The 24,936-nt window shown below is 59.2% G+C and carries 16 protein-coding genes; 15 read left to right on the top strand and 1 reads right to left on the bottom strand.

From position 1 onward, the window contains the following. The first annotated feature begins 250 nt into the window (after nucleotides 1–250). From K3G63_RS08175 to K3G63_RS08135, 9 genes are all read left to right on the top strand, one after another. Nucleotides 251–1,066, top strand: coding sequence for a hypothetical protein (locus tag K3G63_RS08175; protein WP_220613552.1), 816 nt, complete (start codon nucleotides 251–253; stop codon nucleotides 1,064–1,066). Between the two features lie 107 nt (nucleotides 1,067–1,173). Then, a complete protein-coding gene (locus K3G63_RS08170; protein WP_220613551.1) occupies nucleotides 1,174–3,708 on the top strand; it encodes a type IA DNA topoisomerase in 2,535 nt (844 codons plus the stop codon). A gap of 46 nt (nucleotides 3,709–3,754) precedes the next feature. Continuing rightward, nucleotides 3,755–4,660, top strand: coding sequence for a hypothetical protein (locus K3G63_RS08165; protein WP_220613550.1), 906 nt, complete (start codon nucleotides 3,755–3,757; stop codon nucleotides 4,658–4,660). A gap of 8 nt (nucleotides 4,661–4,668) precedes the next feature. After that, a complete protein-coding gene (locus tag K3G63_RS08160) occupies nucleotides 4,669–4,890 on the top strand; it encodes a DUF2905 domain-containing protein (RefSeq protein WP_220613549.1) in 222 nt (73 codons plus the stop codon). 266 nt (nucleotides 4,891–5,156) lie between these two features. Further along, a complete protein-coding gene (locus tag K3G63_RS08155; protein WP_220613548.1) occupies nucleotides 5,157–8,123 on the top strand; it encodes a TonB-dependent receptor in 2,967 nt (988 codons plus the stop codon). Nucleotides 8,124–8,156: 33 nt separating this feature from the next. After that, on the top strand, nucleotides 8,157–9,812 hold the full coding sequence (locus tag K3G63_RS08150; protein ID WP_220613547.1) for a RagB/SusD family nutrient uptake outer membrane protein: 1,656 nt from the start codon (nucleotides 8,157–8,159) through the stop codon (nucleotides 9,810–9,812). 57 nt (nucleotides 9,813–9,869) lie between these two features. Beyond that, nucleotides 9,870–12,206 carry a glycosyl hydrolase family 28 protein gene (locus tag K3G63_RS08145; RefSeq protein ID WP_220613546.1) on the top strand — a complete coding sequence of 779 codons (2,337 nt, stop codon included), beginning with the start codon at nucleotides 9,870–9,872 and terminating at the stop codon, nucleotides 12,204–12,206. A 194-nt stretch (nucleotides 12,207–12,400) separates the two neighbouring features. Continuing rightward, nucleotides 12,401–14,335, top strand: a complete 1,935-nt coding sequence (locus K3G63_RS08140) for a DUF4350 domain-containing protein (RefSeq protein WP_259404308.1) — start codon at nucleotides 12,401–12,403, stop codon at nucleotides 14,333–14,335. Nucleotides 14,336–14,464: 129 nt separating this feature from the next. Next, nucleotides 14,465–16,087 (top strand): glycoside hydrolase 43 family protein, encoded by a 1,623-nt coding sequence (locus K3G63_RS08135; protein ID WP_220613545.1) that lies wholly within the window; start codon nucleotides 14,465–14,467, stop codon nucleotides 16,085–16,087. A gap of 168 nt (nucleotides 16,088–16,255) precedes the next feature. Here K3G63_RS08135 and K3G63_RS08130 read toward each other — a convergent pair whose 3' ends face one another. Beyond that, a complete protein-coding gene (locus K3G63_RS08130) occupies nucleotides 16,256–17,290 on the bottom strand; it encodes a LacI family DNA-binding transcriptional regulator (RefSeq protein ID WP_220613544.1) in 1,035 nt (344 codons plus the stop codon). Here K3G63_RS08130 and K3G63_RS08125 point away from each other — a divergent pair. The 6 genes from K3G63_RS08125 to K3G63_RS08100 all read left to right on the top strand — a co-directional run bounded on the left by K3G63_RS08125 (nucleotide 17,265) and on the right by K3G63_RS08100 (nucleotide 24,912). Beyond that, on the top strand, nucleotides 17,265–17,546 hold the full coding sequence (locus tag K3G63_RS08125; protein WP_220613543.1) for a hypothetical protein: 282 nt from the start codon (nucleotides 17,265–17,267) through the stop codon (nucleotides 17,544–17,546). The genes K3G63_RS08130 and K3G63_RS08125 overlap by 26 nt on opposite strands. Nucleotides 17,547–17,603: 57 nt before the next feature. Next, the gene (locus K3G63_RS08120) at nucleotides 17,604–18,374 is read left to right on the top strand and encodes an SDR family NAD(P)-dependent oxidoreductase (RefSeq protein WP_220613542.1); all 771 of its coding nucleotides are present in this window, start codon (nucleotides 17,604–17,606) and stop codon (nucleotides 18,372–18,374) included. A 121-nt stretch (nucleotides 18,375–18,495) separates the two neighbouring features. After that, entirely contained in the window at nucleotides 18,496–19,326 is an 831-nt protein-coding gene (kduI, locus tag K3G63_RS08115; RefSeq protein ID WP_220613541.1) for a 5-dehydro-4-deoxy-D-glucuronate isomerase, read from the top strand. A gap of 45 nt (nucleotides 19,327–19,371) precedes the next feature. Next, complete coding sequence (locus K3G63_RS08110) at nucleotides 19,372–22,617, top strand: TonB-dependent receptor (RefSeq protein WP_220613540.1); 3,246 nt, start codon at nucleotides 19,372–19,374, stop codon at nucleotides 22,615–22,617. Between the two features lie 30 nt (nucleotides 22,618–22,647). Continuing rightward, the gene (locus K3G63_RS08105; protein ID WP_220613539.1) at nucleotides 22,648–24,495 is read left to right on the top strand and encodes a RagB/SusD family nutrient uptake outer membrane protein; all 1,848 of its coding nucleotides are present in this window, start codon (nucleotides 22,648–22,650) and stop codon (nucleotides 24,493–24,495) included. Between the two features lie 75 nt (nucleotides 24,496–24,570). Beyond that, on the top strand, nucleotides 24,571–24,912 hold the full coding sequence (locus K3G63_RS08100) for a cupin domain-containing protein (protein WP_220613538.1): 342 nt from the start codon (nucleotides 24,571–24,573) through the stop codon (nucleotides 24,910–24,912). Nucleotides 24,913–24,936: the final 24 nt, after the last annotated feature.

Below are 24,936 nucleotides of genomic sequence, written 5' to 3'. Positions count from 1 at the left end.
TAATTGTATAAAGTCGGCAGTATCATAATATATTGCCGTATAATGCAAAATGAATAGTGTCTCTATCATGCATGGGTTGAGAAAAATTGAGGAACTGTTTGCGTACGACTCATTGGTACAACTAGCCGGTGAGGTAAAAAAACAAGAAGCGGAGTACCGGGGTGCCTCGCTGTCAGGAGTCCAGGAATATATTCCTTACGGGCTCTACGTTCTTCAATTAGCTGACCAGGGACACCCGTGTTTTTTTGGTTTGAACGCCGAAAATGAGCCCCAGGTTATTACCCTGCCGCTCAACCAGGCCAGCCGCTTTACCTCCATTGGCTACTACGTGAGCAGTGAGGCAGGCACGTTCCGGGTGCACCGCACAACTTTGGCGCTGTGGGTAGCCAGCCTGAGTTTTAGCCAGCTTAAGCAGTTCTATCCCCGCATCTTCGAGGGCAACAATTCCTCTACTATGGTGCTCACGCCGCCGGCAGAGTTCGGTGTGCTGTTGCCCCCTGACAACCGTTGGGGCCAGCTCTACGCTGCCCCACACCTCTACGAAGAGGCTTTACACGAGGTGGCCGCCAAAAGCGGCGTGGTAGTAACCCACAACGAGCAGGAAAACCTGTTTGGGCTCTATCACCGCGGGAGCTTGGTGGAGCAAGGGCCCCAGCTGGAAGTTAGCCACTTGGTTAAGCTTATCACCCACCGGCTGAATACGCCCGTTGCCTACCACCGCGTGAAGCAGAAAGTGCTGGATGAGCGCTATGCCAGTACCTTTCCCCCGGAGCTAGACAACTTTGATAATTGGGACGGTGAAATTCGGGAACACCGGCAGTTTCCGCTGGCCAACCTGTTCTACGTGCGGGTGCAGGCCGCTAGTGAAACGGCCGCTTTGCACATCGCCCGCGAGGAAATTACCTTGCAGCGCAGCCTGAACCCGGTGCGCGTAGCAGCCCGAGGATTGCCTTTTGAGATTGAGAGCGTGGTTATGCTGGATCGGGTGCTGGATACGGGCTTCTACGAAGTGCGCTACCACTTCGTCACTAGCAGCAACCAGGTAGAGCTGGCCTCCGCTTCCTGAGCCAGCAGGCAACACTGCGCACATAAAACCGACTTTTTCTCCGCGTATCTTTGTTGATTCCTTGCTGGCGTTTGCGCCGGCTACCTCAGTATCTGAATCAGCGAGTAGTGAAAGTTTGTATTGCCGAAAAGCCCAGCGTAGCCCGCGAAATTGCCCAGGTGCTGGGTGCCAACCGCAAAATGGACGGCTATTTTGAGGGCAACGGCTACCAGGTCACCTGGACGTTCGGGCACTTCTGCCAGCTGCGCGAGCCCGAGGACTACCGCCCCGAGTGGAAGCGCTGGAGCATCCATGATTTGCCCATGGTGCCCGAGAACTTCGGCATTAAGCTCATGCGTCGCGATGACGGGGTAGTGCGCCAGTTCACCGTTATCAAAAACCTACTGGCCAGCGCCGAGGAAGTTATTAACTGCGGCGACGCAGGGCAGGAAGGGGAGGTGATTCAGCGCTGGGTGCTGCTGGAGGCTAAGTACCGCAAGCCCACCAAGCGCCTCTGGATTTCCTCGCTCACGGAAGAAGCCATCCGCCAGGGCTTCCAGAACCTGCGCGACGGCTCGGAGTTTGACTCACTTTACCAGGCTGGCAAAAGCCGCGCCGTCGGCGACTGGCTGCTGGGTCTGAATGCTACCCGCCTGTTTACCCTGAAGTACGCGCCCGGCCAGCGCCAGGTGCTCAGCATTGGGCGAGTACAGACGCCTACCCTGGCTCTGCTCGTGGACCGCTACCACGAAATCCAGAACTTCCGCCCCGAGCCTTACTGGGTACTGCGCACGGAGTACCGCGGCACTATGTTCAGCCACGTAGCCGTGGTGAAGAAAGGCAAGGAGGACGACGAGCCCGACGAAAAGGCCCGCCTGAAAGCCCGTGGCTACTTTGTGACCCAGGAAGAGGCCGATGCCGCCCTAGCGGCCGTTAAGGACGTGCCCCTCACGGTAACCAACGTTGAAATTAAGAAGGGGCTGGAAACGCCGCCGTCGTTGTTTGATTTGACCTCCCTGCAGGTGCAGTGCAACAACCAGCTGGGTCTTTCCGCCGAGGACACGCTGAAAACAGTGCAGGCCCTCTATGAAAAGAAAGTAGTGAGCTACCCCCGCGTAGACACCACCTTCTTGCCTGATGACCAGTACCCTAAAATCCCTGGTATTCTGCGTGGGCTAGGGGCGTATAATAGCCTCACGGCCCCGCTGCTGGCCGGTAAAATCAAGAAGTCGGGCAAGGTCTTTAATAACAATAAAGTTACCGACCACCACGCCATCATCCCGACCGGGGCCAGCGCCAGCGGCCTAGGCGGCACCGAGCACAGCGTTTACGACATTATCGTGCGTCGTTTCCTGGCCGCTTTCTACCCCGATTGCGAAGTGTCAAACACAACCGTAGCGGCCGAAGCCGCGGGCCGCACCTTCCGGGTGCGAGGCCGGCAGATTCTGAACCCCGGCTGGCGCGTGGTGTACGGCGACCCGGAAAAGCAGCAGGCCCCCTCGGCCCCCAAAGCTGCCGGCGAGGGCGACGATGACGTAGTCAGCACCGTGCTGCCTGCGTTCGAGAAAGGTGAAAACGGCCCCCACAAGCCCCGCCTCGACTCGAAGATGACCCAGCCCCCGCGCGAGTATTCGGAGGCTATGCTGCTGCGCGGCATGGAAACCGCCGGCCGCAACGTAGACGACGAAGAACTGCGTCAGGCCATGAAGGAAAACGGCATCGGGAGGCCCTCCACCCGTGCCGCCATCATCGAAACCCTCTTCAAGCGCGGCTACATCCGCCGCGACAAAAAGAAGATCGTGCCTACGCCTACGGGTGTCGAGCTCATCGGCCTGATCCGGAACCCGACCCTGAAATCGGCGGAGCTAACGGGCCAGTGGGAGCGGAAGCTGCGCCAGATTGAAAGCGGCCAGCTGGACCAGGAACAGTTTCTGGGCGAGCTAAAGCAGTTGGTGCGCGAAATGGTGCACGAGGTAAAGCAAGACGGCTCGGGCCGCGCCGTAACGGTAACTTCTGCCGAAATCGCTACCCCTGCTAAAGCCGCCAGCCCTCGCCCCATGCCCGCTGCTGCGGCTACCCCGGCTGTGCCTGGTGCACTAGGTCCGTGCCCGGCCTGCGGGAGTGGCCACGTCCTGCGCGGTAAAACCGCTTTCGGCTGCTCGCGCTGGCGCGAAGGCTGCCAGTTGCGCCTCCCTACCTCGTATGAAGGCAAGAAGCTTACGGATAAGCAGGTCGGTGACTTGCTCAAGAAGGGCCGCACCCAAGTCATGCAGGGCTTTCTGGATGATGCGGGCAACAAATACGGCGCGGCCATCAAACTCACGCCCCAGCACACCCTGGAGTTGGTGCGCGCCGCCGAAAGCAAGCCCACTACCGCCACCGACCCCGGCCAGATTCCGTGCCCCGTCTGCCGCCTGGGCCAGATGCTGCGCGGCAAAAGCGCCTGGGGCTGCTCCCGCTTCCGCGAGGACTGCCAGTTCCGCGTGCCCTTCGAGTGGGGCGGCAAAACCCTCACCGACAGCCAGATGAACCAGCTCCTGCGCAAAGGCAAAACCGGCGTCATCCGGGGCTTCATCTCCTCCAAAACCGGCAACCGCTACGAGGCGGCCCTGCAGGTAGGCGCGGAGGGTAGGATAGAGCCGGTGTTTGATAACAAGGGGTAAAATTAGCTATATGTTAAACACGTATATCGTATTCATTCTCTTGCTATTGTCAGGACTAACTGTCAATGTTCAGGCACAAGGGAGGTTAGCTAATTTGATTACTGACGCCGCAGTTCAGCAGGTTGTAAGGTCGCTAGATGAGGATTACAAGAATTTTCAGGTAGACTCCCGACTTCGCTTTGAAGACAAGCGGGTGCAACAACTGTATCAGCGAGAAAAAGTGCGGGCCTGGGAAAAGGCAGATGTCGATGGAAATGGATTACAAGATCTACTCATCACCGGCACCCATTACGATAATGAGAGCAAAGTAATCTGCGTGCTTGACATGGGAGATAGGCTGGTTTTGGAAGAGTTCAGCCGTCAGTTTTACCGGTACTGCCCTGTGGTTCGCATCAAGTATGAGGGTCAACAAGCCTTGATTTCATACGCCGATTATGATAAACCTTTCCTGATTACGCAGCCTTTAGACAAGAATGATCGGCAGGAGTTTCTGTTGACTTATCGGTTTGGGGGCTTGATCGAGTATAATCCAGCCCCTACGCGCAACATTCAGCCAGATAGCATTCTGTACACTTCACATTTTGCCTACCACGATGTAGAAGAAATTGAAATTCAGATGGAGCCTCACGGTAGAGCTCGGTGCCGTTCCTGCGAGTACCCAGTACTCGACGAGTCTAAGAAGAAGTGCGAAGACTTGACAACCAAGCTTGCTGACACTACGCAACAGCAACTGGTACAATTGCTAAACTATTTACAACCGGATAAGCTAAGCCGCGAGTATCGCATCGGTTTCAACCATGTGCCTTATATTACGCTACATGTGGTATATGCTGATGGTCGGCGCTTACAAGCCGAAGACAGAGGTGGGATAGGGGCGTTCGGCCTGACGCGTCTATACGCACTATTAGAGTCGTTGCGTAAAACGCAGGAGTGGGTGCCTGCAAAAAAATAGTCTCCGCCATGACCCCACAACTCGGTAAAACCATTGTTATCCTCGGCCTTGTGCTGGTGACCCTCGGGGCGTTTGTGTGGCTGGGAGGGGGTAGTCTGCTCGGCTGGTTCGGGCGGCTGCCGGGCGATATTCGGGTGGAGCGGCCGGGGTTCCGGTTTTACGCACCTATTGTGTCCATGCTGCTGGTGAGCTTGCTGCTGAGCCTGATCATGTGGCTGGTGCGGCGGTAGGCTAGTCTATATTCGGTAAGTGCAATTATTAGCAGCCTCGGCAGGAGTTGGTCGTTCGGGTTGGGGTGGGCTGCAGGGGTAGGGAAGGTGGGTTAGAGAGAGTACGAAGAAGCCTGACAGGCAGCATTGGCAACGTTCCCGACAACGATTGCGCAAATAATCAGGGCCTTGCTAGGTAGAATGCGGTGGGTATTCGCCTAACATTAGTGAGGGCTTACTTCGGTGCGCCCGGCTGCTCTTTCTTCGACCAATCAAAATTCCCCACCATGAGAAACGCTTTACTAGTAAGTGCCCTGGTGCTGGGTACAACGGTGGCTGCCCAGGCGCAGCAAACCCGCCAGCTTCAGGGACGAGTGCTCGATGGTACCACGGGTGAAGCCTTGCCCGGGGTGACGGTGGTAGTGAAAAATACCACCATTGGCGCTACCACGGATGGAGACGGGAAGTTCGCCCTGAGCGTTCCGGAAGGTGGGGATGTGGCCCTCACGTTCAGCTACATTGGCTACCTGCCTCAAACGGTAAGTGTCGGCTCACAAACCCAGCTGAAAGTATCGTTGAAGTCGGATGAGAAGGCGCTGGACGAGGTAGTAGTTATTGGCTACGGGCAGGTGAAGAAGAGCGACGTGACCGGCTCCATTGTATCGGTGAAAGAAGAGGACCTGAAGAAGGTGCCTTCGGCCAACGTAATGGAAACCCTGCAGGGCCGTTTGCCGGGCGTAGATATTACCCGCAGCAGCGGCTCGGCGGGCTCGGGGGTGAACATTGCCGTGCGCGGTAATCGCTCCATCACGGCCCAGAACGGCCCCCTGTTTATTGTAGATGGGGTGCAGTACAACTCCATTCAGGACATCAACCCCAACGACATCCAGAGCATGGAGGTGCTCAAGGATGCGGCCTCCACGGCCATCTACGGCTCACGTGGGGCCAACGGGGTAATCATCGTCACGACCAAGAAGGGCGCGGCTGGGCAGCCCCGCGTGACCATCAACTCTTACTACGGCATCACGGATGCTGTGTATTACCCCCGCGTGAACGACGCGGCTGCCTATGTAGCCCAGAAGCGTGAAGCCAACCGCACCACCGGCACCTGGACCGGCCCCGCCGACGATTCCAAAATCTTCACGCCGCTAGAGATTCAGAATATTGCCAACGGTACGGGAACTGACTGGATGGATATGCTGCTGCGCCAGGGCGTGCAGCAGGAGCACCAGATTGGCCTCTCGGGCGGCTCGGACAAGACGAAGTTCTACACCTCCTTCGACTACTTCAACGAGCAAGGCCTGTTCCGGATGGACGATTTGAACCGGTACTCCATCCGCTTCAACCTTGATCAGGAAATCAACAGCAAAGTGCGGGTAGGCTTGCAAAGCCAGCTCACCTACTTCAACCAGGACCGCCGCCGCGACCCTACCAACCAGGCTAACAAGATTAACCCTTTGCTCACGCCCTACGACGAGAACGGGCAACTGTCGGTCTTTCCCAACGCCGGCAACTTCATCAATCCCCTGATTGACGAGCAGGAAGGCAATTACCAGAACAACGTGCGCACCACGCGCACCTTTGTCACGGGCTACGCCAGCTACCAGATTCTGCCCAGCCTGAATTTGCGCTCCAACCTCGGTCTTACCTTATCCAGTGCCCGCACAGGTATTTACCAAGGCTCGAACACGCTGGACCGCAACGGGTCGGTGGCGCAGTCGGCCTACGGGACGGAGTTCGTTACCAACTGGAGCTGGGAGAACATCCTGAACTACAACAAGACGTTCGGCAACCACGCCATTACGGCCACGGGCGTTACCTCTCTACTTACCTTCAACACCGAGAACTCCAACGCCCAGGGCCGCAACCAGCTGTTGGATTACCAGGGCTTCTACGCCTTGGCCAATGCTAACCAGCAGGTCGGCATCAACAGCGGCTACGTGAACAGCAAGCTGATATCCTTCACGGGCCGGGTGCAATACAACTTCAAGAGCCGCTACCTGCTCACGCTCACGGGGCGCTCCGATGGTTCCTCGGTGCTGGCTCCCGGCAACAAGTGGGCCTTCTTCCCCTCGGCTGCCGTAGCCTGGCGCATCATCGAGGAAGACTTCATGAAGGGCCTCACGCCGATTACGGACCTGAAACTGCGGGCCAGCTACGGCCGGGCCGGCAACTACGATATTCCGGCCTATTCCACGCAGTCGTTGCTGGTGCGCATTCCGTTTGCCTTCGGCGAATCGTCGACCCCGGCCTACACCTTTGCCAACCGCATCGGCAACAAAGCGCTGGGCTGGGAGCTGTCGAACACGCTCAACTTCGGGCTTGACTTTGCTTTGCTGAACAACCGCTTTACGGGCACCGTGGACGTGTACGACACCCGCACCAGCGACCTGTTGCTGAACCGCGTGCTGCCCGCTACCTCCGGCTATTCCATTGTAACCGAAAACGCCGGCAAAACCCGTAACCGCGGCATCGAGGTAGGGCTAAACGCACTGGTGCTGGAAAAGAACGATTTCCGCTGGAATGCTGGCCTGACCTGGTTCAAAAACAAGGAGGAAATTACGGCCCTTACCGTGTCGGGTAACGACGTGACGAACCGCTGGTTTATCGGCTCGCCAGTGAACGTGTTCTACGACTACGAGAAGGTAGGCATCTGGCAAACCAATGAAGCCGATGCCGCCAAAGCCTACGGCCAGAAGCCCGGCCAGATTAAGGTGCGCGACCTGGATGGCAGCAACACCATTACGGCAGCCGGGGACCGGAAAGTGCTGGGCTCTACGGTGCCCAAGTGGAGCGGCTCCTTCAACACCGATGTCAGCTACAAAGGCTTCGATTTGTCGCTGCAATTCTTCGCCCGCATCGGGCAGATGCTCAACTACGAGTACAACGGCTTCTTCGACCCCCAGGGCATCGAGAACAGCTCGCGCCAGAATTACTGGACCCCCGAGAACCCCTCCAACGACTACCCCCGTCCCGACGCCAGCCTCTCGAAAAGCACCCTGCAAAACGCCCTCTACGGCACCACGCTGCTCTACGAAGACGGCTCCTATGCCAAGTTGCGGGCCGCTACCCTGGGCTACACGTTCCCGGCGGGCCTGGCCTCGCGCTTGCGCATGTCGTCGCTGCGGGTGTACGTGCAGGGCAAAAACCTCTACACCTGGAGCCACATCGACAACTACGACCCCGAGCGGGGCGGCGCCATCACCACGCCCATTCCGCGGGTGCTCACTGCTGGTATCAACCTGGGTTTTTAAGCGAGTAGCGGTAGTTTTAGCCTAATCAGAACGATGAAATTCCCCACGAATCATACGCTGAAGTTGCTGCTGGCCGCCGGGGTAGCAAGCCTTGCCCTGCCCGCCTGCGAAAAGCAGCTGGAAGAATATAACCCCTCGGGCCTCACGGCCGATGCCGTGTACACCACGCCCGCTGGCTTCGAGACGCTGGTAAATGCCGCCTACTCCTACAACCGCTGGTGGTACGGCAAGGAAAACGGCTATAGCATCTCGGAAATGGGCACCGACCTCTGGCAGCGCGGGGCCGGCGACGTAAACCCCGACCTAACCGAGTACACCACCCTGCAGGGTAGTTCCGCCGCCCTCACCGACCTCTGGAACCGCCTGTATGCGGCCGTGAACGTGTGCAATGCCGGCATTGCGCGCATCGGCAACTCGGGTATGAGTGACGCCTTGAAGAAAACCCGGGAAGGGGAGCTACGTTTCCTGCGGGCCTTCTACTACTGGCAGATTGTGGAAACCTGGGGCGGCGTGCACTTCACTACCGAGGAAGTAACGTCTATTGCCAACACCGCCAACCGTACCCCCGTCGAAACCTTTTACAAGCAGATTTTCGAGGATCTGAACGTGGCGGTGGCCAATCTGCCCACCACTACCGCCGACTACGGCCGCGTGACTAAGCCCGCCGCCGAAGCCTTCCTGGCCAAGATGTACCTGACCCGCGGCCAGGACCGGCAGGCCGCCGACCTGGCCCAGAAAGTCATCAGCAGCTACGGCTACGCCCTGCAGCCCCGCTTTGCCGATTTGTGGTCGATGACCAACCTGGAGAACAAGGAAATTCTCTGGGCCGTGAACTACTCCAAGGACCTGAGCCTGAACGATAGGGTAGATGCCACGCTTTACCCCGACGGCCACCCCCGGGGCGGCAACAACGGCCACCTGCTGTTCCTGATGAAGTACGACGACCAGCCCGGCGTCATCCGCGACATTGCCTACGGCCGGCCGTTCAACCGCTTCATGCCCTCACTCTTCTACCTGAACCTGTTCAACGAGAAGATTGACTCGCGCTACGCTGCTACCTTTCAGACGGTGTGGCTGGCCAACCGCGCCGTGCCCGGCATTGCCGTCGGCGATACGGCTGTGGTAGCCAGCAAGTACATCATCCCGGAGGCTACCAAGGCCCAGAAGAAGTACCGCATCTGGGACCAGAGCGCCGTGTACCGACCCAACGGCACCATCAGCGGGGACCGAATTCACTACATGACCATGAAGAAATTCATGGACCCCACGCGCCCTACCATTGCCGAGGAACAAAGTGCCCGCGACGCCTACGTAATTCGTCTGGCTGATGTGTACCTGATGGCTGCCGAAGCCGAGTTCAAGGCCGGCAACGCCACCAAAGCCGCCGACTTGATTAACGTGGTGCGCCGCCGCGCGGCCCTGCCGGGCAAGGAAACTGACATGCTCATCAAGCCCGCCGACGTAACCCTGGACTTTATCCTGGATGAGCGGGGTAGGGAGCTGGGCGGCGAGCAGCTGCGCTGGTTTGACCTCAAGCGCACCGGCAAGCTGCTGGAGCGCGTGAAGAAGTACAACCCCGATGCGGGGGCCAGCATTCAGGAGTTCCACCTGGTGCGGCCCATTCCGCAGCGTCAGCTCGATGCGGTTTCCAACAAGGGCGACTTCACCCAAAACCCTGGTTACAGATAATATTTCCTACCCTGGTCAGGCCGGCAAACGTTGGGCTGACCAGGCTTTTTTACTTCTATGAAACAACTCACCGTTCTGTTTCTTGCCGTCCTGCTGCTGGCCTTCCGGCCCGCCGCGGACAAGAAAACCACCATTTTCCTGGTCGGCGACTCCACCATGTCCGACAAGCCCCTGGACAAAGCCGAGCGTGGCTGGGGCATGTACTTTAAGCAGTATTTCGATGAGGGCGTGACCATTCAGAACCACGCCATGAACGGCCGCAGCACCCGCAACTTCCGCCACGAAGGCCGCTGGGCTAAAGTGCTGGAGCAAGTGAAGCCCGGCGACTGGGTGTTCATTCAGTTCGGCCACAACGACTCCAAGCAGGAAGACACGGCCCGCTACGCCGCGCCCAAAACCGCCTACCGCCAAAACCTGACCCGCTACGTGCAGGAAGCTCGCGCCAAAGGCGCTAACCCGGTGCTGCTGACGCCCGTGGGCCGCCGCTACTTCGATGAGCAAGGCAAGCGCAAGGACGACCACGGCGACTACCCCGGGGTAGTAAAGGAAGTAGCGAAAGCTCAGAAGGTGCCAGTAATCGACCTGCACGAAACTAGCTGGGCGATGTACTCCCAGCTCGGCGACGCGGGTAGCAAGCCCCTGTTCTGGAGTTACCAGAACGGCGCTAACAACACCAAGCTCGACAACACCCACTTCTCGGCCTACGGGGCAGAGCGTGTGGCCCAGCTGGTAGCTCAAGATGTGAAAAAGCAGAACCTGGGCATTGCCTCGCACCTGCAGCCCTTGGCCTTCGCGGGCAAATATCAGTATGACCTACCCGTGGTACTGCAGCCCTATTTCCGCAAGGATACCTTTAACATTACCAAGTACGGGGCCGTAGCCGACGGGCAGACCCTGAACACCGAAGCCTTCCGCAAAGCCATTGACGACTGCAGCAAGCAGGGTGGGGTAGTGCTGGTGCCGCGCGGCCTCTGGCTGACCGGCCCCATTCAGCTAAAAAGCAACGTGAACCTGCACGTGGCCAAAGGCGCCCTGGTGCAATTCAGCAACAAACTCTCCGACTACCAGCTCATCAAAACCAACTGGGAAGGCGAGGATGCCGTGCGCAACCAGTCGCCCATTTCGGGCTACGACCTCGAAAACATTGCCATTACCGGCCAGGGCACCTTCGATGGGGCCGGCGACGCCTGGCGCATGGTGAAAAAGGAAAAGCTGAACGCCGGCCAGTGGCAGCGGTTGGTGAAGTCGGGTGGGGTAGTGGATGAGAAGGGTACTACCTGGTATCCCTCGGCTAGCTCCCTGAAAGGCTCTACCCTCAACAAGCCCTGGACCATTCCGGCCGGCCAGCAACCCGATTACAGCAAATACCAGGAGTTCAAGGATTTTCTGCGACCCAACATGCTCAGCCTGCAGCGCTGCAAGCAGATTTTGCTGGAGGGCTTCACCATCCAAAACTCTCCGGCCTGGACCATTCACCCCCTGCTCTGCGACAACATCACCCTGCGCAACGTGACGGCCAAAAACCCCTGGTACGGCCAGAATACCGACGCCCTCGATCTGGAATCGTGCCGCAACGGGCTGGTGGAAGGCTGCATCTTCGACGTGGGCGACGACGGTATCTGCATCAAGTCGGGCCGCGACGAGGAAGGCCGCAAGCGCGGCGTGCCCACCGAGAACTTCATCATCCGCGACACGAAAGTGTACCACGCCCACGGCGGCTTCGTAATCGGCTCGGAAATGTCGGGCGGGGCGCGCAACCTCTACGTGAGCAACTGCACCTTCATGGGCACCGATGTGGGCCTGCGCTTCAAAACTACCCGGGGCCGCGGCGGGGTAGTAGAAAACATCTTCGTGGATGGCGTGGACATGACCGACATTGCCGGTGAGGCCATCCTATTTGACATGTACTACGCCGCCAAAGACCCCGTGCAGGTGAACGGCGAGGCCTTTGGCATCCCGGAAATCAAGGCCGAGCCCCTGAACGAAGGCACCCCGCAGTTCAAGAGCTTCCGCATCAAAAACGTGACCTGCAAGGGCGCTAACACTGGTATTCTGGTGCGTGGACTACCGGAAATGGCCATCCAAGACGTGGACATTGAAAACGCCGTGCTGGAAAGCAACAAGGGCCTCGTGTGTCAGGAAGCTGACGGTATCCGCCTGAAAAACGTAACGCTGATTTCCAGGGAAACCAAGCCGGTAATGGAAATCCAGAACAGCCGCAACATCAGCCTCGACAACATTCGCTATGCCCCCGGCGCCGAGCTGCTTCTGCGCGTTACGGGCGCTCGCAGCAAAGCCGTAGTTCTGCGGAACACCGACACCAAAGCCGCCAAAAAAGGTGTAGAAATGGGGGAGAAGGTAGCGAAGAAAGTGGTGACGGTTTCTCAGCGGTAAACCGAGTACGAGAGCCGCGAAACCACGAAGTATTGTTCTTGCAAGAAACTTCATAGCAGTATCATATTGCCGAATGTCATGTCGAGCTGGTCGAGACATCTCGCGTGCTGACGTCTGAATGCCATTACAACGTCAGCACGCGAGATGTCTCGACCAGCTCGACATGACGTTCATAAGATTAACTCTCCCTACCCATGCTCTCCCGCCGCTTCCTTCTTTCCGGCCTGCTGCTCGCTTCTCTGTCAACCCAAGCCCAGACTACACCCGCTACCTCGCGGCCCATGTCGCAGCGCATGGCGGACGCCTTTATCAGCTGGCACCCCGATTCTATTCTGATTGGTAACCGCAAAACGGCTCGCTGGGACTACGAGCAAGGGCTAATGCTCAAGGCCCTGGAACGGGTGTGGCAGCGCACCGGCGACGCCCGCTACTTCACCTACATCCAGAAAGACCTCGACCAGTTTGTACGCCCCGATGGCACCATCCGGACCTACAAGCTGGAAGACTACAACCTCGACAACCTCACGACTGGCCACGCTCTGCTCACGGTAGGGCAAATGTCGGTGCCCCAGGCTGAGAAGTACCAGAAGGCGGCCCAGCTTCTTCGCAAGCAGCTAGAAGGACAGCCTCGTACGAAGGCCGGCGGTTTCTGGCACAAGAAGGTGTACCCCAACCAAATGTGGCTAGATGGCCTCTACATGGCTGAGCCCTTCTATGCCGAGTACAGCAAGGTGTTCAACCAGCCCGCTGGCTTCGATGACGTAGCTAAGCAATTTGCTCTTATCGAAAAGAACCTAGTGGACCCCAAAACCGGCCTGCTCTATCATGGCTACGATGAAAGCCGGGAACAGAAGTGGGCTAACAAAACCACCGGCCAGTCGCCGAACTTCTGGGACCGGGGCATGGGCTGGTACGCTATGGCGCTGGTTGATGTGCTGGACTACTTCCCCGAGAACCACCCGCAGCGCCAGCAACTCATCAAGGATGTGCAGCGCCTGGCTCCCGTGTTGGCCAAGTATCAGGACCCAAAAACCGGTACCTGGGCCTTGGTGGTCGACCAAGCTTCGCGCAAAGGCAACTACCAGGAGGCCTCGGGCAGCAGCATGTTTGTGTATTTCCTGCAGAAGGGCGTGCGCATGGGCTACCTCGATAAAAAGTACGCCGACGTGGCCCGCAAAGGCTACGACGGCCTGCTGAAAACCTTTGTAAGCACCGAAGCCAACAACGCGCTGGCCTTCAACGGCACGGTAAGCGTAGGCGGCCTCGGCGGCAACCCCTACCGCGACGGTAGCTTCGAGTACTACCTCTCGGAGCCCCTGCGGAAAAACGATTTGAAGGGGGTAGGGCCGTTTATTCTGGCCAGCCTGGAAATGGAAGTGGCCGCCGAAACCGCCCTGGGCAAGGGCAAAACGGTAGCCGTGGACAACTACTTTAACCACGAGCTGCGCAAGAACGCCCTCAGCGGGCAGGAGGAAACCTGGCACTACACCTGGCAAGACCGCACCCACGGCGGCTTCTACTTTTGGGGCCAGCAGTTCCGCGACCTGGGCGCCAAAACCGCCACCATCAGCACCGCGCCCACCGCTACCTCCCTCAAAGGCATCAACGTCTACATCATCGTGGACCCCGACACCAAAAAGGAGACGCCCAAGCCCAACTTCGTGCAGCCCGCCGATGTGCAAGCCCTGACCAAGTGGGTGAAGGACGGCGGCACGCTGGTACTCATGGCTAATGATACCAGCAACTGCGAGATTCCGCGCTTTAATACGCTGGCGCAGGCCTTCGGTATTCAGTTTAAGCCTCTGAACCTGAACATGGTAAAAGGCAGCCAGTTTGAGCAGGGAAAAGTAGCGCTGCCCGCTGGCAATGCCGTGTTTAAAAATGCCCGCGCGGCCTATATCAAGGAGTTGGCCCCGTTGGATGTGAAAGCGCCGGCTCAATCCCTTATTACGCAGGAGGGCAATGTTATCATCGCTACGGCCAAAGTAGGGAAGGGCACCGTCTTTGCAGTAGGCGACCCTTGGCTCTACAATGAGTATGTAGATGGCCGCAAGATTCCGGCTGAGTACCAGAACTTCCAAGCGGCAAAAGACCTGGCAACCTGGCTGCTGCAACAGGCAGGTCGCTAAACAGGTAGCGCCCCGGCAACTGGCTCAGGTGAGTGGAGCAGTTGTCGGGGCGCATTGCTTTGGGCCATTCTACTTTACCTAGAATGGCAATCCTTTCCTCTGGGTTTCTGCTACCCCTTCTTGCTGCCTATGCTCCGGCTTCTTTCCCTACTACTGCTGCTCTTGCCGCTGGGCTCCTGGGCCCAATCTTCCTTATCGAAAGTGTGGGTGCCCGACTTGGGCAACGGCACCTACAAAAACCCGGTCCTTTACGCCGATTACTCCGACCCTGATGTGGTGCGGGTAGGAGAGGATTACTACTTCACTTCGTCGAGCTTTAATGCCGCGCCAGGCCTGCAAATCCTGCACTCCCGCGACCTGGTCAACTGGACTCTCATTGGGGCGGCGTTTACGGAGCAACTGCCCAAAGCGCGCTATAACGAGCCCCAGCACGGCAATGGTGTGTGGGCTCCGGCCATTCGCTACCACAGTAAGGAGTACTACATCTACTACCCCGACCCCGACCTAGGCATCTTTGTTACCAAGGCCAAGAATCCGGCCGGGCCCTGGAGTACGCCCGTGTGCATCAAGGAAGCCAAGGGCTGGATTGACCCCTGCCCGCTCTGGGACGAAGATGGCCGCGCTTACCTTGTACACGGCTTCGCGGGCTCCCGGGCGGGCATCAAAACCATTCTGGCCGTGTCGCCGATGGCCCCGGACGGCCTGAGCCTGACCGGCCCCGATGCGCTGGTGTTTGATGGGCACCAGGGCCACCCCACGCTAGAAGGACCAAAGTTTTACAAGCGCCACGGCTACTATTACATTTTTGCCCCGGCGGGCGGCGTGCCCACCGGCTGGCAGCTGGTGTTGCGCTCCAAAAACGTGTACGGTCCCTACGAGGAGCGCATTGTGATGGACCAGGGCAAGACACCCATCAACGGTCCGCACCAGGGTGCCTGGGTGGATACCAACGCCGGTGAGGACTGGTTTTTGCACTTCCAGGACCAGGGGCCCTACGGCCGGGTGGTGCACCTGCAGCCCATGCAGTGGAAAAACGACTGGCCCGTTATTGGGGAGGATCCTGATGGTGACGGCAAGGGCCAGCCAGTGCTAACCTACCGCAAGCCCAACATCAAAGGCAAAACGCAGCCCCTGGCTACCCCACCTACTTCCGATGAGTTCAGCAGTAACCAGTTGGGGCTGCAGTGGCAGTGGCACGCCAACCCACAGGATTACTGGGCGTACCTCAACGGCCCGCAAGGCTACCTGCGCCTCTACTCTGTGCTACCCCCCGAAGGAGCCAAAAACCTCTGGCAGGTGCCTAACCTCTTGATGCAAAAGCTGCCGGCCGATGTATTTACGGCTACCACCAAGCTCACCTTCACCCCGCGGGTAGAAGGCGAAAAAGTAGGGTTACTGATGATGGGGCTAGACTATGCCTACCTCTCCCTAACCAACCAAGGTGGCAAACTGCAGCTCAGCCAAAGTACTTGCCTGAACGCCGACAAAGGTTCGGCCGAAATTACCACGCCCGCCGTGGAAGTGCCCACCGCCCAGTCCAAGCAGCCCCTCTACCTGCGCGTGGCCGTAAAAGCCGGTGCCAAGTGCCAGTTCAGCTACAGCTACGATGGGCAGACGTTCCAGCCACTCGGCCAAGAGTTTCAAGCCCGCGAAGGCAAGTGGATTGGGGCCAAAGTCGGCCTATTTGCTACCCGTCCCAGCAAGTTCAACGACTCCGGCAACGCTGACATCGACTGGTTCCGGGTGGAGTAAAGTAAATGAGTATGTGAGTGAACAAGTGAAGTAGAAAACGCCCGTGTCATCCTGAGCACAGCGAAGGACCTCTACTGAAGGTAATTTCGCCGTTATAACGAAGCGGTAGAGGTCCTTCGCTGTGCTCAGGATGACAGTTTCTTCTTCCTTATCATCAACCTCACAACTTCACAAACTCACCACTTCACTACTTGTCATCGTGGAGCTGCGCACGATAAGCTCCGTCGGGATTTTGACGGTTTCGATGGGTAGGGCCCGGTGTTTCCGCTCAATCTGGTCGATGAGGCGTTCGGCCGCTACCTGCCCGATTTCGGTGGCCGGCTGTACCACCGTGCTCAGGGGCGGGGCCAGCAGCTCGGCGACGTTGAGGTTGGTAAAGCCGATCAGGGATACATCTTCGGGAATGTGCAGGTTGCGCTGCCGTAGCGCCTGCAGGCAGCCTACGGCCAGGCGGTCGGAGGCGGTAAAAAACGCATCGGGCGGCGACGAGTAGCGCATCAGCTCATCCACCATCGGGCCTACCTCGTCGGGGCCGAAGGTGCCGTAGCGGATCAGGCTTTCATCAAACTCTAGGCCGTATTTCTCCAGGGCGGCGCGGTAGCCCGCCAGGCGCTCCTGCGTGATGCTGAGCCAGGGCTGAATAGTGAGGTGAGCAATGCGCTTCCGGCCTGACTGAATCAGGTGCTCGGTAGCCGCAAAGGCCCCCCCGAAATTGTCGGCCACCACCTTAGTTACGTTCAGCTCAGCCGAAACCCGGTCGAACAGCACCAGCGGCACGTTCTTATCCAGCACTTCCTGCAGGTGCGCCACATCGGAGGTTTCGCTGGACAACGACATCAGCAGCCCATCTACCTTCCTGGACATAGACTGCTGCACGTTGGCCACTTCCCGCTCGTACGATTCCTGGCTCTGGAAGATAATCACGTGGTAGCCCCGGTTGTAGGCAATGGCCTCAATACCGTTGATGGCCTGGGAGAAGAAGTAATTGGCTATTTGGGGCAGAATAACGCCAATGGCCCGGCTGGCGCTACCCTTCAAACTCAGGGCAATGGGGTTGGGGCGGTAGTTGAGCCGCTCGGCGCACTCCATGACCAAGCGCTTGGTTTCCGGATTGATTTCATAGCTCCCCCGCAGCGCCCGGGATACCGTGGAAGTGGAGATGCCTAACTCGCGGGCAATGTCTTTGATAGTGAAGGTTTCCACAGGTGTGAGCAGTAGGAAGGTGGGACAAGGCGTAGGTGTGTGGGGACTTACTTTTATCCAAAAACCAAATATGGCCGGAGGACCACATCTGATGCCGGAAAGTAGGAAAACAAGCGAAATGCCGGGCAAGCAAAGCGCCTCAAACGGGCCGGAAAGCAAATTGGCAACGTTCCCGACATCGATTGCGCAAATTATTAAGATGATATTCTTCCTTTTCGAAGGAGCAAGCTCTAATCTTAATCATGCTGACCAGTAGTCGGCTGTTCCAAAAGTACACTGGATTTCTTCGAAAAGTTTACAAACCTCCTCTGCTATGCCTTCTCCCGCTACGTTCGATTTGTCTGGTAAGCTGGCCCTCGTGACGGGCTGCAACAAGGGCATCGGGCAAGCCATGGCGCTGGGCCTGGCCGAAGCGGGCGCCGACATCATCGGCGTATCGGCCACGCTGGCCCTACAAGGTTCCGAAACAGAGCAGCAGGTGCAAGCCCTGGGCCGGCAGTTTCACGCCTACCAGGCCGATTTCAGCCAGCGTACCGCCGTAGATGCCTTCCTGGCCCAGGTGCAGCAGGATTTTCCGCGCATCGATATTCTGGTCAATAATGCCGGCACCATTCAGCGCGCCCCGGCCGCTGAGCACGCCGACGAGCTGTGGGACAACGTGCTGGCCATTAACCTGGATGCGCCGTTCCGCCTGGCCCGGACGTTGGGTGGCCGCATGCTGGAGCAGGGGGGAGGCAAAATCATTTTCACGGCCTCGCTGCTCACCTTCCAAGGAGGCATCAACGTGCCGGGCTACGCGGCCAGCAAAGGCGCCATCGGCTCGTTGGTAAAAGCTCTGGCCAACGAGTGGGCCGGGCGTGATGTGAACGTAAATGCCATTGCTCCGGGTTATATCGCCACTGATAATACCCACGCCCTGCGCCAGGACCCCGACCGCTCCCAGAGCATTCTGGGCCGCATTCCGGCCGGCCGTTGGGGCACCCCCGATGATTTCAAAGGCCCTACGGTTTTCCTGGCTTCCGCAGCCGCTGATTATGTCCACGGCACCATCCTTACCGTCGATGGCGGCTGGATGGGACGGTAGAAGTGAATGAGTAAATGAGTGGATGAGTGAAGTAGAGGCTTGACTGATTTTCTGCTTGCTCACGCTCAATACTTCCTTTGCACTCTTCACTTCACTCATTCACTCATTTACTCATTCACAGATGACCCAACGATATGCCATCGGGCCCCGCGAAACGGCCGCTATGACCACCGCCGAGCTACGCGAGAATTTTCTGCTGGAAAACCTTTTCGTAGCTGGTGAAATCCAACTGGTATATACGCATTATGACCGTATGATTGTGGGCGGGGTAGTACCCGCCACCGAGCCTGTTGCGCTACCCTGCCCCGAGAACCTGAAGGCTGAGTTCTTCCTGCAGCGCCGGGAGTTGGGCGTGCTAAATACCGGCGCCGCCGGTACCGTAACCGTCGATGGCACCGCCTACGAGCTGGGTCGTCAGGATTGCCTCTATGTGGGCAAGGATGCTCGGGACGTGACGTTTGCCAGCCAGGATGCTGCGGCCCCGGCCAAGTTCTACTTGCTTTCTACCCCCGCGCATGCCACGTACCCCACTACCCGCATGACGCAGGCCGAAGCTACCCCCGTAACCCTGGGTGCGCTGGAAACGGCCAATCAGCGCACCATTTATAAGTACATCTACTCCGAGGGCATCCAGAGCTGCCAGCTGGTGATGGGCCTGACCCAGCTCCACAGTGGCAGCGTGTGGAACACCATGCCCGCCCACACCCACGACCGGCGCATGGAGGCTTACCTCTACTTCGATTTGCCGGAGGGCCAGCGCGTGCTGCACCTCATGGGCCAACCCCAGGAAACCCGCCACTTGTGGGTGGCCGAAGGGCAAGCCATTCTTTCCCCGCCGTGGTCCATCCACTCGGGCTGCGGTACGGCCGGCTACACCTTTATCTGGGGCATGGGCGGCGAAAACCAAGAATACACTGACATGGACCCCGCGCCCATCGTCGATTTGCGCTGATACACCCGGCGCCATAATTCCCACAAAATTCCCACACCCTACGTCATGAAAAGAAATCTACTGTTGCTGGCTCCGCTATTGGCGGTGGCGGCACCAGCCTGGGCGCAGCAGCAGCGCGTGCAGGGCGTCGTTAAGTCGGAGAAGGGCGAGGCCCTGCCCGGCGTGACGGTAGTTGTAAAGGGCACTACCGCTGGTGCTACCACGGATGCCGATGGCCGCTTCGCGTTGGCGGTTCCGGCCAATGCTACCCTGCGCTTCAGCTACATCGGCTTCCTGCCCTACGAGGTGGCCGTGGGCACCCGCACCGACCTGAGCGTGACGCTGAAGGAGGATACCAAAACCCTGGATGACGTAGTAGTTATTGGCTACCAGGCCGTGCAGCGCCGCGACGTGACCGGCTCGGTATCGTCGGTGAGTGCCCAGCAGATCAAGGACATTCCGGTAAACTCCGCCGCCGAGGCCCTCACCGGACGCCTGGCCGGGGTGCAGCTCACTTCTTCGGAAGGTACGCCCGGCAACCTCGATGTGCGGGTGCGGGTACGCGGCGGGGGCTCCATCACCCAGGACAACTCCCCGCTCTACATCGTCGATGGCATTCAGATTGAAAATGCCCTGGCCGTTATTGCGCCCCAGGATATTGCCTCCGTCGACGTGCTGAAAGATGCTTCGGCCACGGCTATTTACGGGGCCCGCGGGGCCAACGGTGTTGTGATTATCACCACCAAGAAGGGTATTGAGGGCAAAACCACCATCAGCTACAACGGCTTTGCCGGCTTCCGCAAGCTGGCCAACAAGCTGGACGTGCTCAAGCCCGCCGACTACCTCAACTACCAGTTTGAGCGGGCCCAGCAGGTAGGCGCTACCGGCAGCGGCAGCCTGGAAACCTACGCCAAGCTATTCGGCAGCTCCGACTACCAGAGCACTACCATTCAGGACCTGGGTAAGACCCCTTTCATTGACTGGCAGGAGGAAGCCTTCGGGCGAAGCGCCTTCCAGCAAACCCACAACCTGTCGGTTTCCGGGGGCGTGAAAGGCACTACCTACGCCCTGAGCCTGACCCGCAACGATGAGGACGGTATTCAGCAGGGCTCGGGCTTTACCCGCAACCTGGTGAACTTCCGCTTCGACACCAAGCCGCTGGAAAAGCTGCGCATTGGCCTGAACGTGCGCTTCAACGACCAGCAGGTGGACGGGGCCGGTACCTCTACTACGGGCTCCAACACCACCTCGCGCCTGCGTAACGCCGTGCAGTACTGGCCCTTGGCCGTTAGCCGCGCTACCGCCCTGGACCCCAACGCCTTCGACCCCGAGTTCTTCCAGTTTTCCTCGCTGGTAAACCCGCTGGTGGCCATCAACAGCGAATTCCGCGAGGACAAGCGCCGCACGTTCAACATCGGGGCCAACGCCGACCTGACCCTGGCCAAGGGGCTGGTGTTCCGCACCACGGCGGGCTTTGACATTACGAACACCGGCGTGAACACCTTCAACGGCATCAACTCGCCTACCCTGCGCCAGCCCGGCGGGGGCTACAACGAGCAGCCGTTTGCTACCATCAGCACGGGTACCCAGAATACGATTAACAACTCCAACGTGCTGGATTACAGCCTCGCCAAGGGCAAGCACGCCATCGGGGTGCTGGTGGGGGAGGAAATCTACCAGCAGCGCAACACGTCCCAGTTTATCCAGACCAACTTCCTGCCGCCCGATATTACCGCGGAGCGGGCCTGGGCCAACATCAACCAGGGCGTGCTGCCCGCTGGGGTGCTGGCCCAGCCGGTGCTGCCCCGCACCGATATTCCGCAGAACTACCGCCTGCTCTCGGGTTTCGGCCGCCTGACCTACTCCTTCGACGATAAGTACCTGTTTACGGGGACGTTCCGGGCCGATGGATCTTCGAAATTTGCGGAAGGTAACCGCTGGGGCTATTTCCCCGGCGCCTCGGTAGCCTGGCGTATTTCCAAGGAAGACTTTTTCAAGGCCGTACCGGTGGTGTCGGACCTGAAGCTGCGCCTGAGCTACGGCCAGGCCGGCAACAACCGCATCAACGACTTCCTCTACGATCAGCTGTTTGCCGCGGGTAGCGCCCCCTACTACCTGAACCACAGCCAGGTACTGGGCGCCTCGGCTACTACCTTGCCCAACCCCAACCTGAAGTGGGAAGTAACCACCTCCCGCGACTTCGGCGTGGACCTGTCGCTGTGGGACAACCGGGTGCAGTTCACCGGCGACGTGTACTACAACACCACCACCGACCTGCTTATCAACCGGCCTATCCCGCCCTTCCTGGGCTACACCAGCCAGCTGCAGAACGTAGGCAAAACCTCGAACAAGGGCCTGGAGCTGCAGCTGACCGGTACCATCTTCAACAAGCCCAACTTCACCTGGACGGCCACGGCCAACGCCTCCCTCAACCGCGGCCGGATTGAAAGCCTGGGCGAAAACCTCAATGAAATCACGCCCATCAACTCCGGCTGGGCCGGCTCCAACTTCGCCTCGCCCTTCGACTTCAAGGCGCAGGTAGGCCACCCGGTAGGAGAAATGTACGGCTACGTGACCGACGGCTTCTACACCGCCGATGATTTCGAAGGATATGACCCGGCTACCAACCTCTGGATTCCGGTAAAAGGCCTGCTGCCGGCCGGAACCCCCGTGGGGCAGGTAGCCCAGCCCGGCGTGATTAAGCTCCGCGACCTGAACAAGGACGGGGTAGTAAACGACCAGGACCAGCAGGTAATCGGCAACGCCAACCCCAAGGTGACGGGCGGCCTGAACCAGCAGTTTACCTACAAGAACTTCGACGCCAGCATCTTCCTCAACTTCGTGCTGGGCAACGATATCTACAACGCCAACAAGATTGAGTTTACCACGAACACGCCCAACACCATCTTCAGCAACGTGCTGGGCGTGATGGAGGACCGGTTCCGCACCATCAACGCCGATGGAACCCGCATTACCGACCTCAACACCCTGCGCCAGGTAAACAAGGATGCCAAGATCTGGACGCCTACCCAGCGCTACTTCCTGCACTCCTGGGCCGTGGAAGACGGTTCCTTCCTACGCATCAACAACCTGACGGTGGGTTACTCCCTGCCCAAGCCCCTGATTCAGCGCGTGAAAATGACCCAGGTGCGCTTCTACGTGACGCTCAACAACCTGTACACCTTCACCAAGTACACCGGCTACGACCCCGAGGTGAACACTCGCCGCTCGTCGCCGCTGACGCCCGGCGTGGACTACGCCGCCTACCCGCGCAGCCGCACCTTCCTGTTCGGCGTGAACCTGGCCCTGTAATTCCCACCCCCTGAATTCCCGCTTGATCATATGAAATCCATATTCCCTATCCGGGCGGTAGTGGCCGCCGTGGCCCTGACCGGCACTGCCGGGCTGGTATCCTCCTGCAAAGATTTCCTTGACGTGGAGCCCGTGGCGCTCAATACCACGTCGTACGTGTTCAGCACCGTGGCCGGCGCTACCACCGCCGTTATCGGGGCCTACGACCCGCTCTCTGGCGACCAGGGCTACGGCCAGCGCCTGAGCCTGTACTACCCCGGCGACTCCGACGAGCTAATCCTCTCGCCCGGCGCCCCGGAAGGGCAGCGGCGCAGCATTGCCCGCTACAAAGCCCTGTCAACCAACTCGGAAATCACCAACCCCTGGAACCAGCTCTACCAGGGCGTAGAGCGCTCCAACATCTGCATTCAGCAAATTCCGCAGATGGCCCTCTACACCAGCGGCTCGGCGGCCGATACGGCGGCCCTGCACCGCCTGCACGGTGAGGCCCTGACCCTGCGGGCCCAGTACTTTTTTGAGCTGATCCGGAACTGGGGCGACGTGCCGGCTCAGTTTACGCCGTCCGTATCGGGCCAGAACTTCAACCTGCCCAACGCCGACCGCAACGAAACCCTGACCCGCCTGATTGCCGACCTGGCCCAGGCCCAGAAGCTGGTGCCCTGGCGCTCGGCCGCCGGCACCGCCAACGAGCGGATTACCAAAGGCGCCGTGAAGGCTCTACGGGCCCGGTTGGCTTTGTACCGCGGGGGCTATTCGCTGAAAGGCAACCAGATGGTGCGCCCCACCGACTACCTCGACTACTACCGCATTGCCCGCCAGGAGTGCGCCGAGCTGATGGCCAAGCCCACCGAGCACAAGCTGAATACCTCGTTCCTGGAAACCTTCCAGAGCATCAACCAGCAGCGTACCGACGCGGCCAACGAAATCATGTTCCAGGTGGGCATGGGCGGCTCTACCTCGGGCTCTGACAGCAAGCTGGGCTACTGGAACGGCCCGCGCCTGCAAAACGCCAGCAGCCCCGTGGGGGCCACCTCGGGCGCTATCATCGTGGCACCTACCTACTTCTACGCCTTCGACTCCACTGATACCCGGCGCGACGTGACCGTTACTACCTACGGGATGGCCTCCAGCAGCACGGTGTTTTCGGGCGTGGCCCTGAACGTGCTGACCGACGGCAAATTCCGCCGCGACTGGCGTACGCCCCTGTCCACGGGCAACAGCAACTACCTGGGCTACAACTGGCCCCTGATTCGCTTTGCCGATGTGCTGCTGATGTTTGCCGAGGCGGAAAACGAACTGAATGGCCCCACCCAGGCTGCCAAGGATGCCCTGCTGCAGGTGCGCACCCGCGCGTTTGGCACGGCGGCCAAGGCCTCGGCCGGCCTGAACATGGGCTCCAAGGAAGCCATGTTTAACACCATCGTGAATGAGCGCTACCTGGAGTTTGGGGGCGAAGGCATCCGCAAGTATGATCTGCTGCGCTGGAACCTGTTTGCCAGCAAGGTGGAAGAGGCAAAGCTGAATATCGAAAAGCTGGCCAAGGGGCAGGCTCCTTACCAGAACGTGCCGCAAACCATGTACTTCCGCACCGGCACTACTGGCAGCGGCGTGCAGTGGGCCCGATCCTTCTACCGCCCCGCCCCGGCTACGGCTCCGGCCGGTACCACCAGCGTGCAGTGGCGCGCCTCCATTGGGGCATCATACCTGGCTAACCTGCGCCCCGCGGGTACTTCTTACACCTTAGGGACTACCACGGCTTCCAGCACGGCCACCGGCCTGGCCGCCGAGTACGTGCCCGGCCAGGGCAAGGAGCTGCTCCCCATTCCGCAGAGCACCCTGGCCTCTGACCCCGCGCTGGTTCAAAACTTCGGCTACTAGCAGGTAACTGCATGACGGTACGCCGCTGAATGGCGGGCACTTTGCATCCCTCGTTTCCCACTCCACTTCTCCCCGATGACAACTACTTCGCGCCCCGCTTTTTCTACTACTGCAACCCTGCCCTGGCTAACCGTGGGCGAAGGAATGCAGCGTCAAATTCTGGCCTACGGGCCCGAGCTGATGCTGGTGAAAGTAGCCTTTGAAGCAGGTGGCATTGGAGCCCGGCATCACCACATACACTCCCAGATTACCTACGTGGAAAGTGGCGTGTTCCGGTGCACGGTAGGGGAGGAGGAGCAGGTGCTACGCGCCGGCGACACGTTTTACGCCGCGCCCGATGTGTGGCACGGGGTAGAGTGTCTGGAAGCCGGCGTACTGCTTGATTCGTTCAGCCCCATGCGGGAAGATTTTGTGTAACCGGAGGCTGCTTGTGCGCTGCAC

This window comes from Hymenobacter sp. HSC-4F20 (genome assembly GCF_019599275.1).
In the GTDB taxonomy this organism is placed as follows: domain Bacteria; phylum Bacteroidota; class Bacteroidia; order Cytophagales; family Hymenobacteraceae; genus Hymenobacter.
Note: the sequence above shows the minus strand (reverse complement) of the source record. Positions and strands in the feature narration are given on the sequence as shown.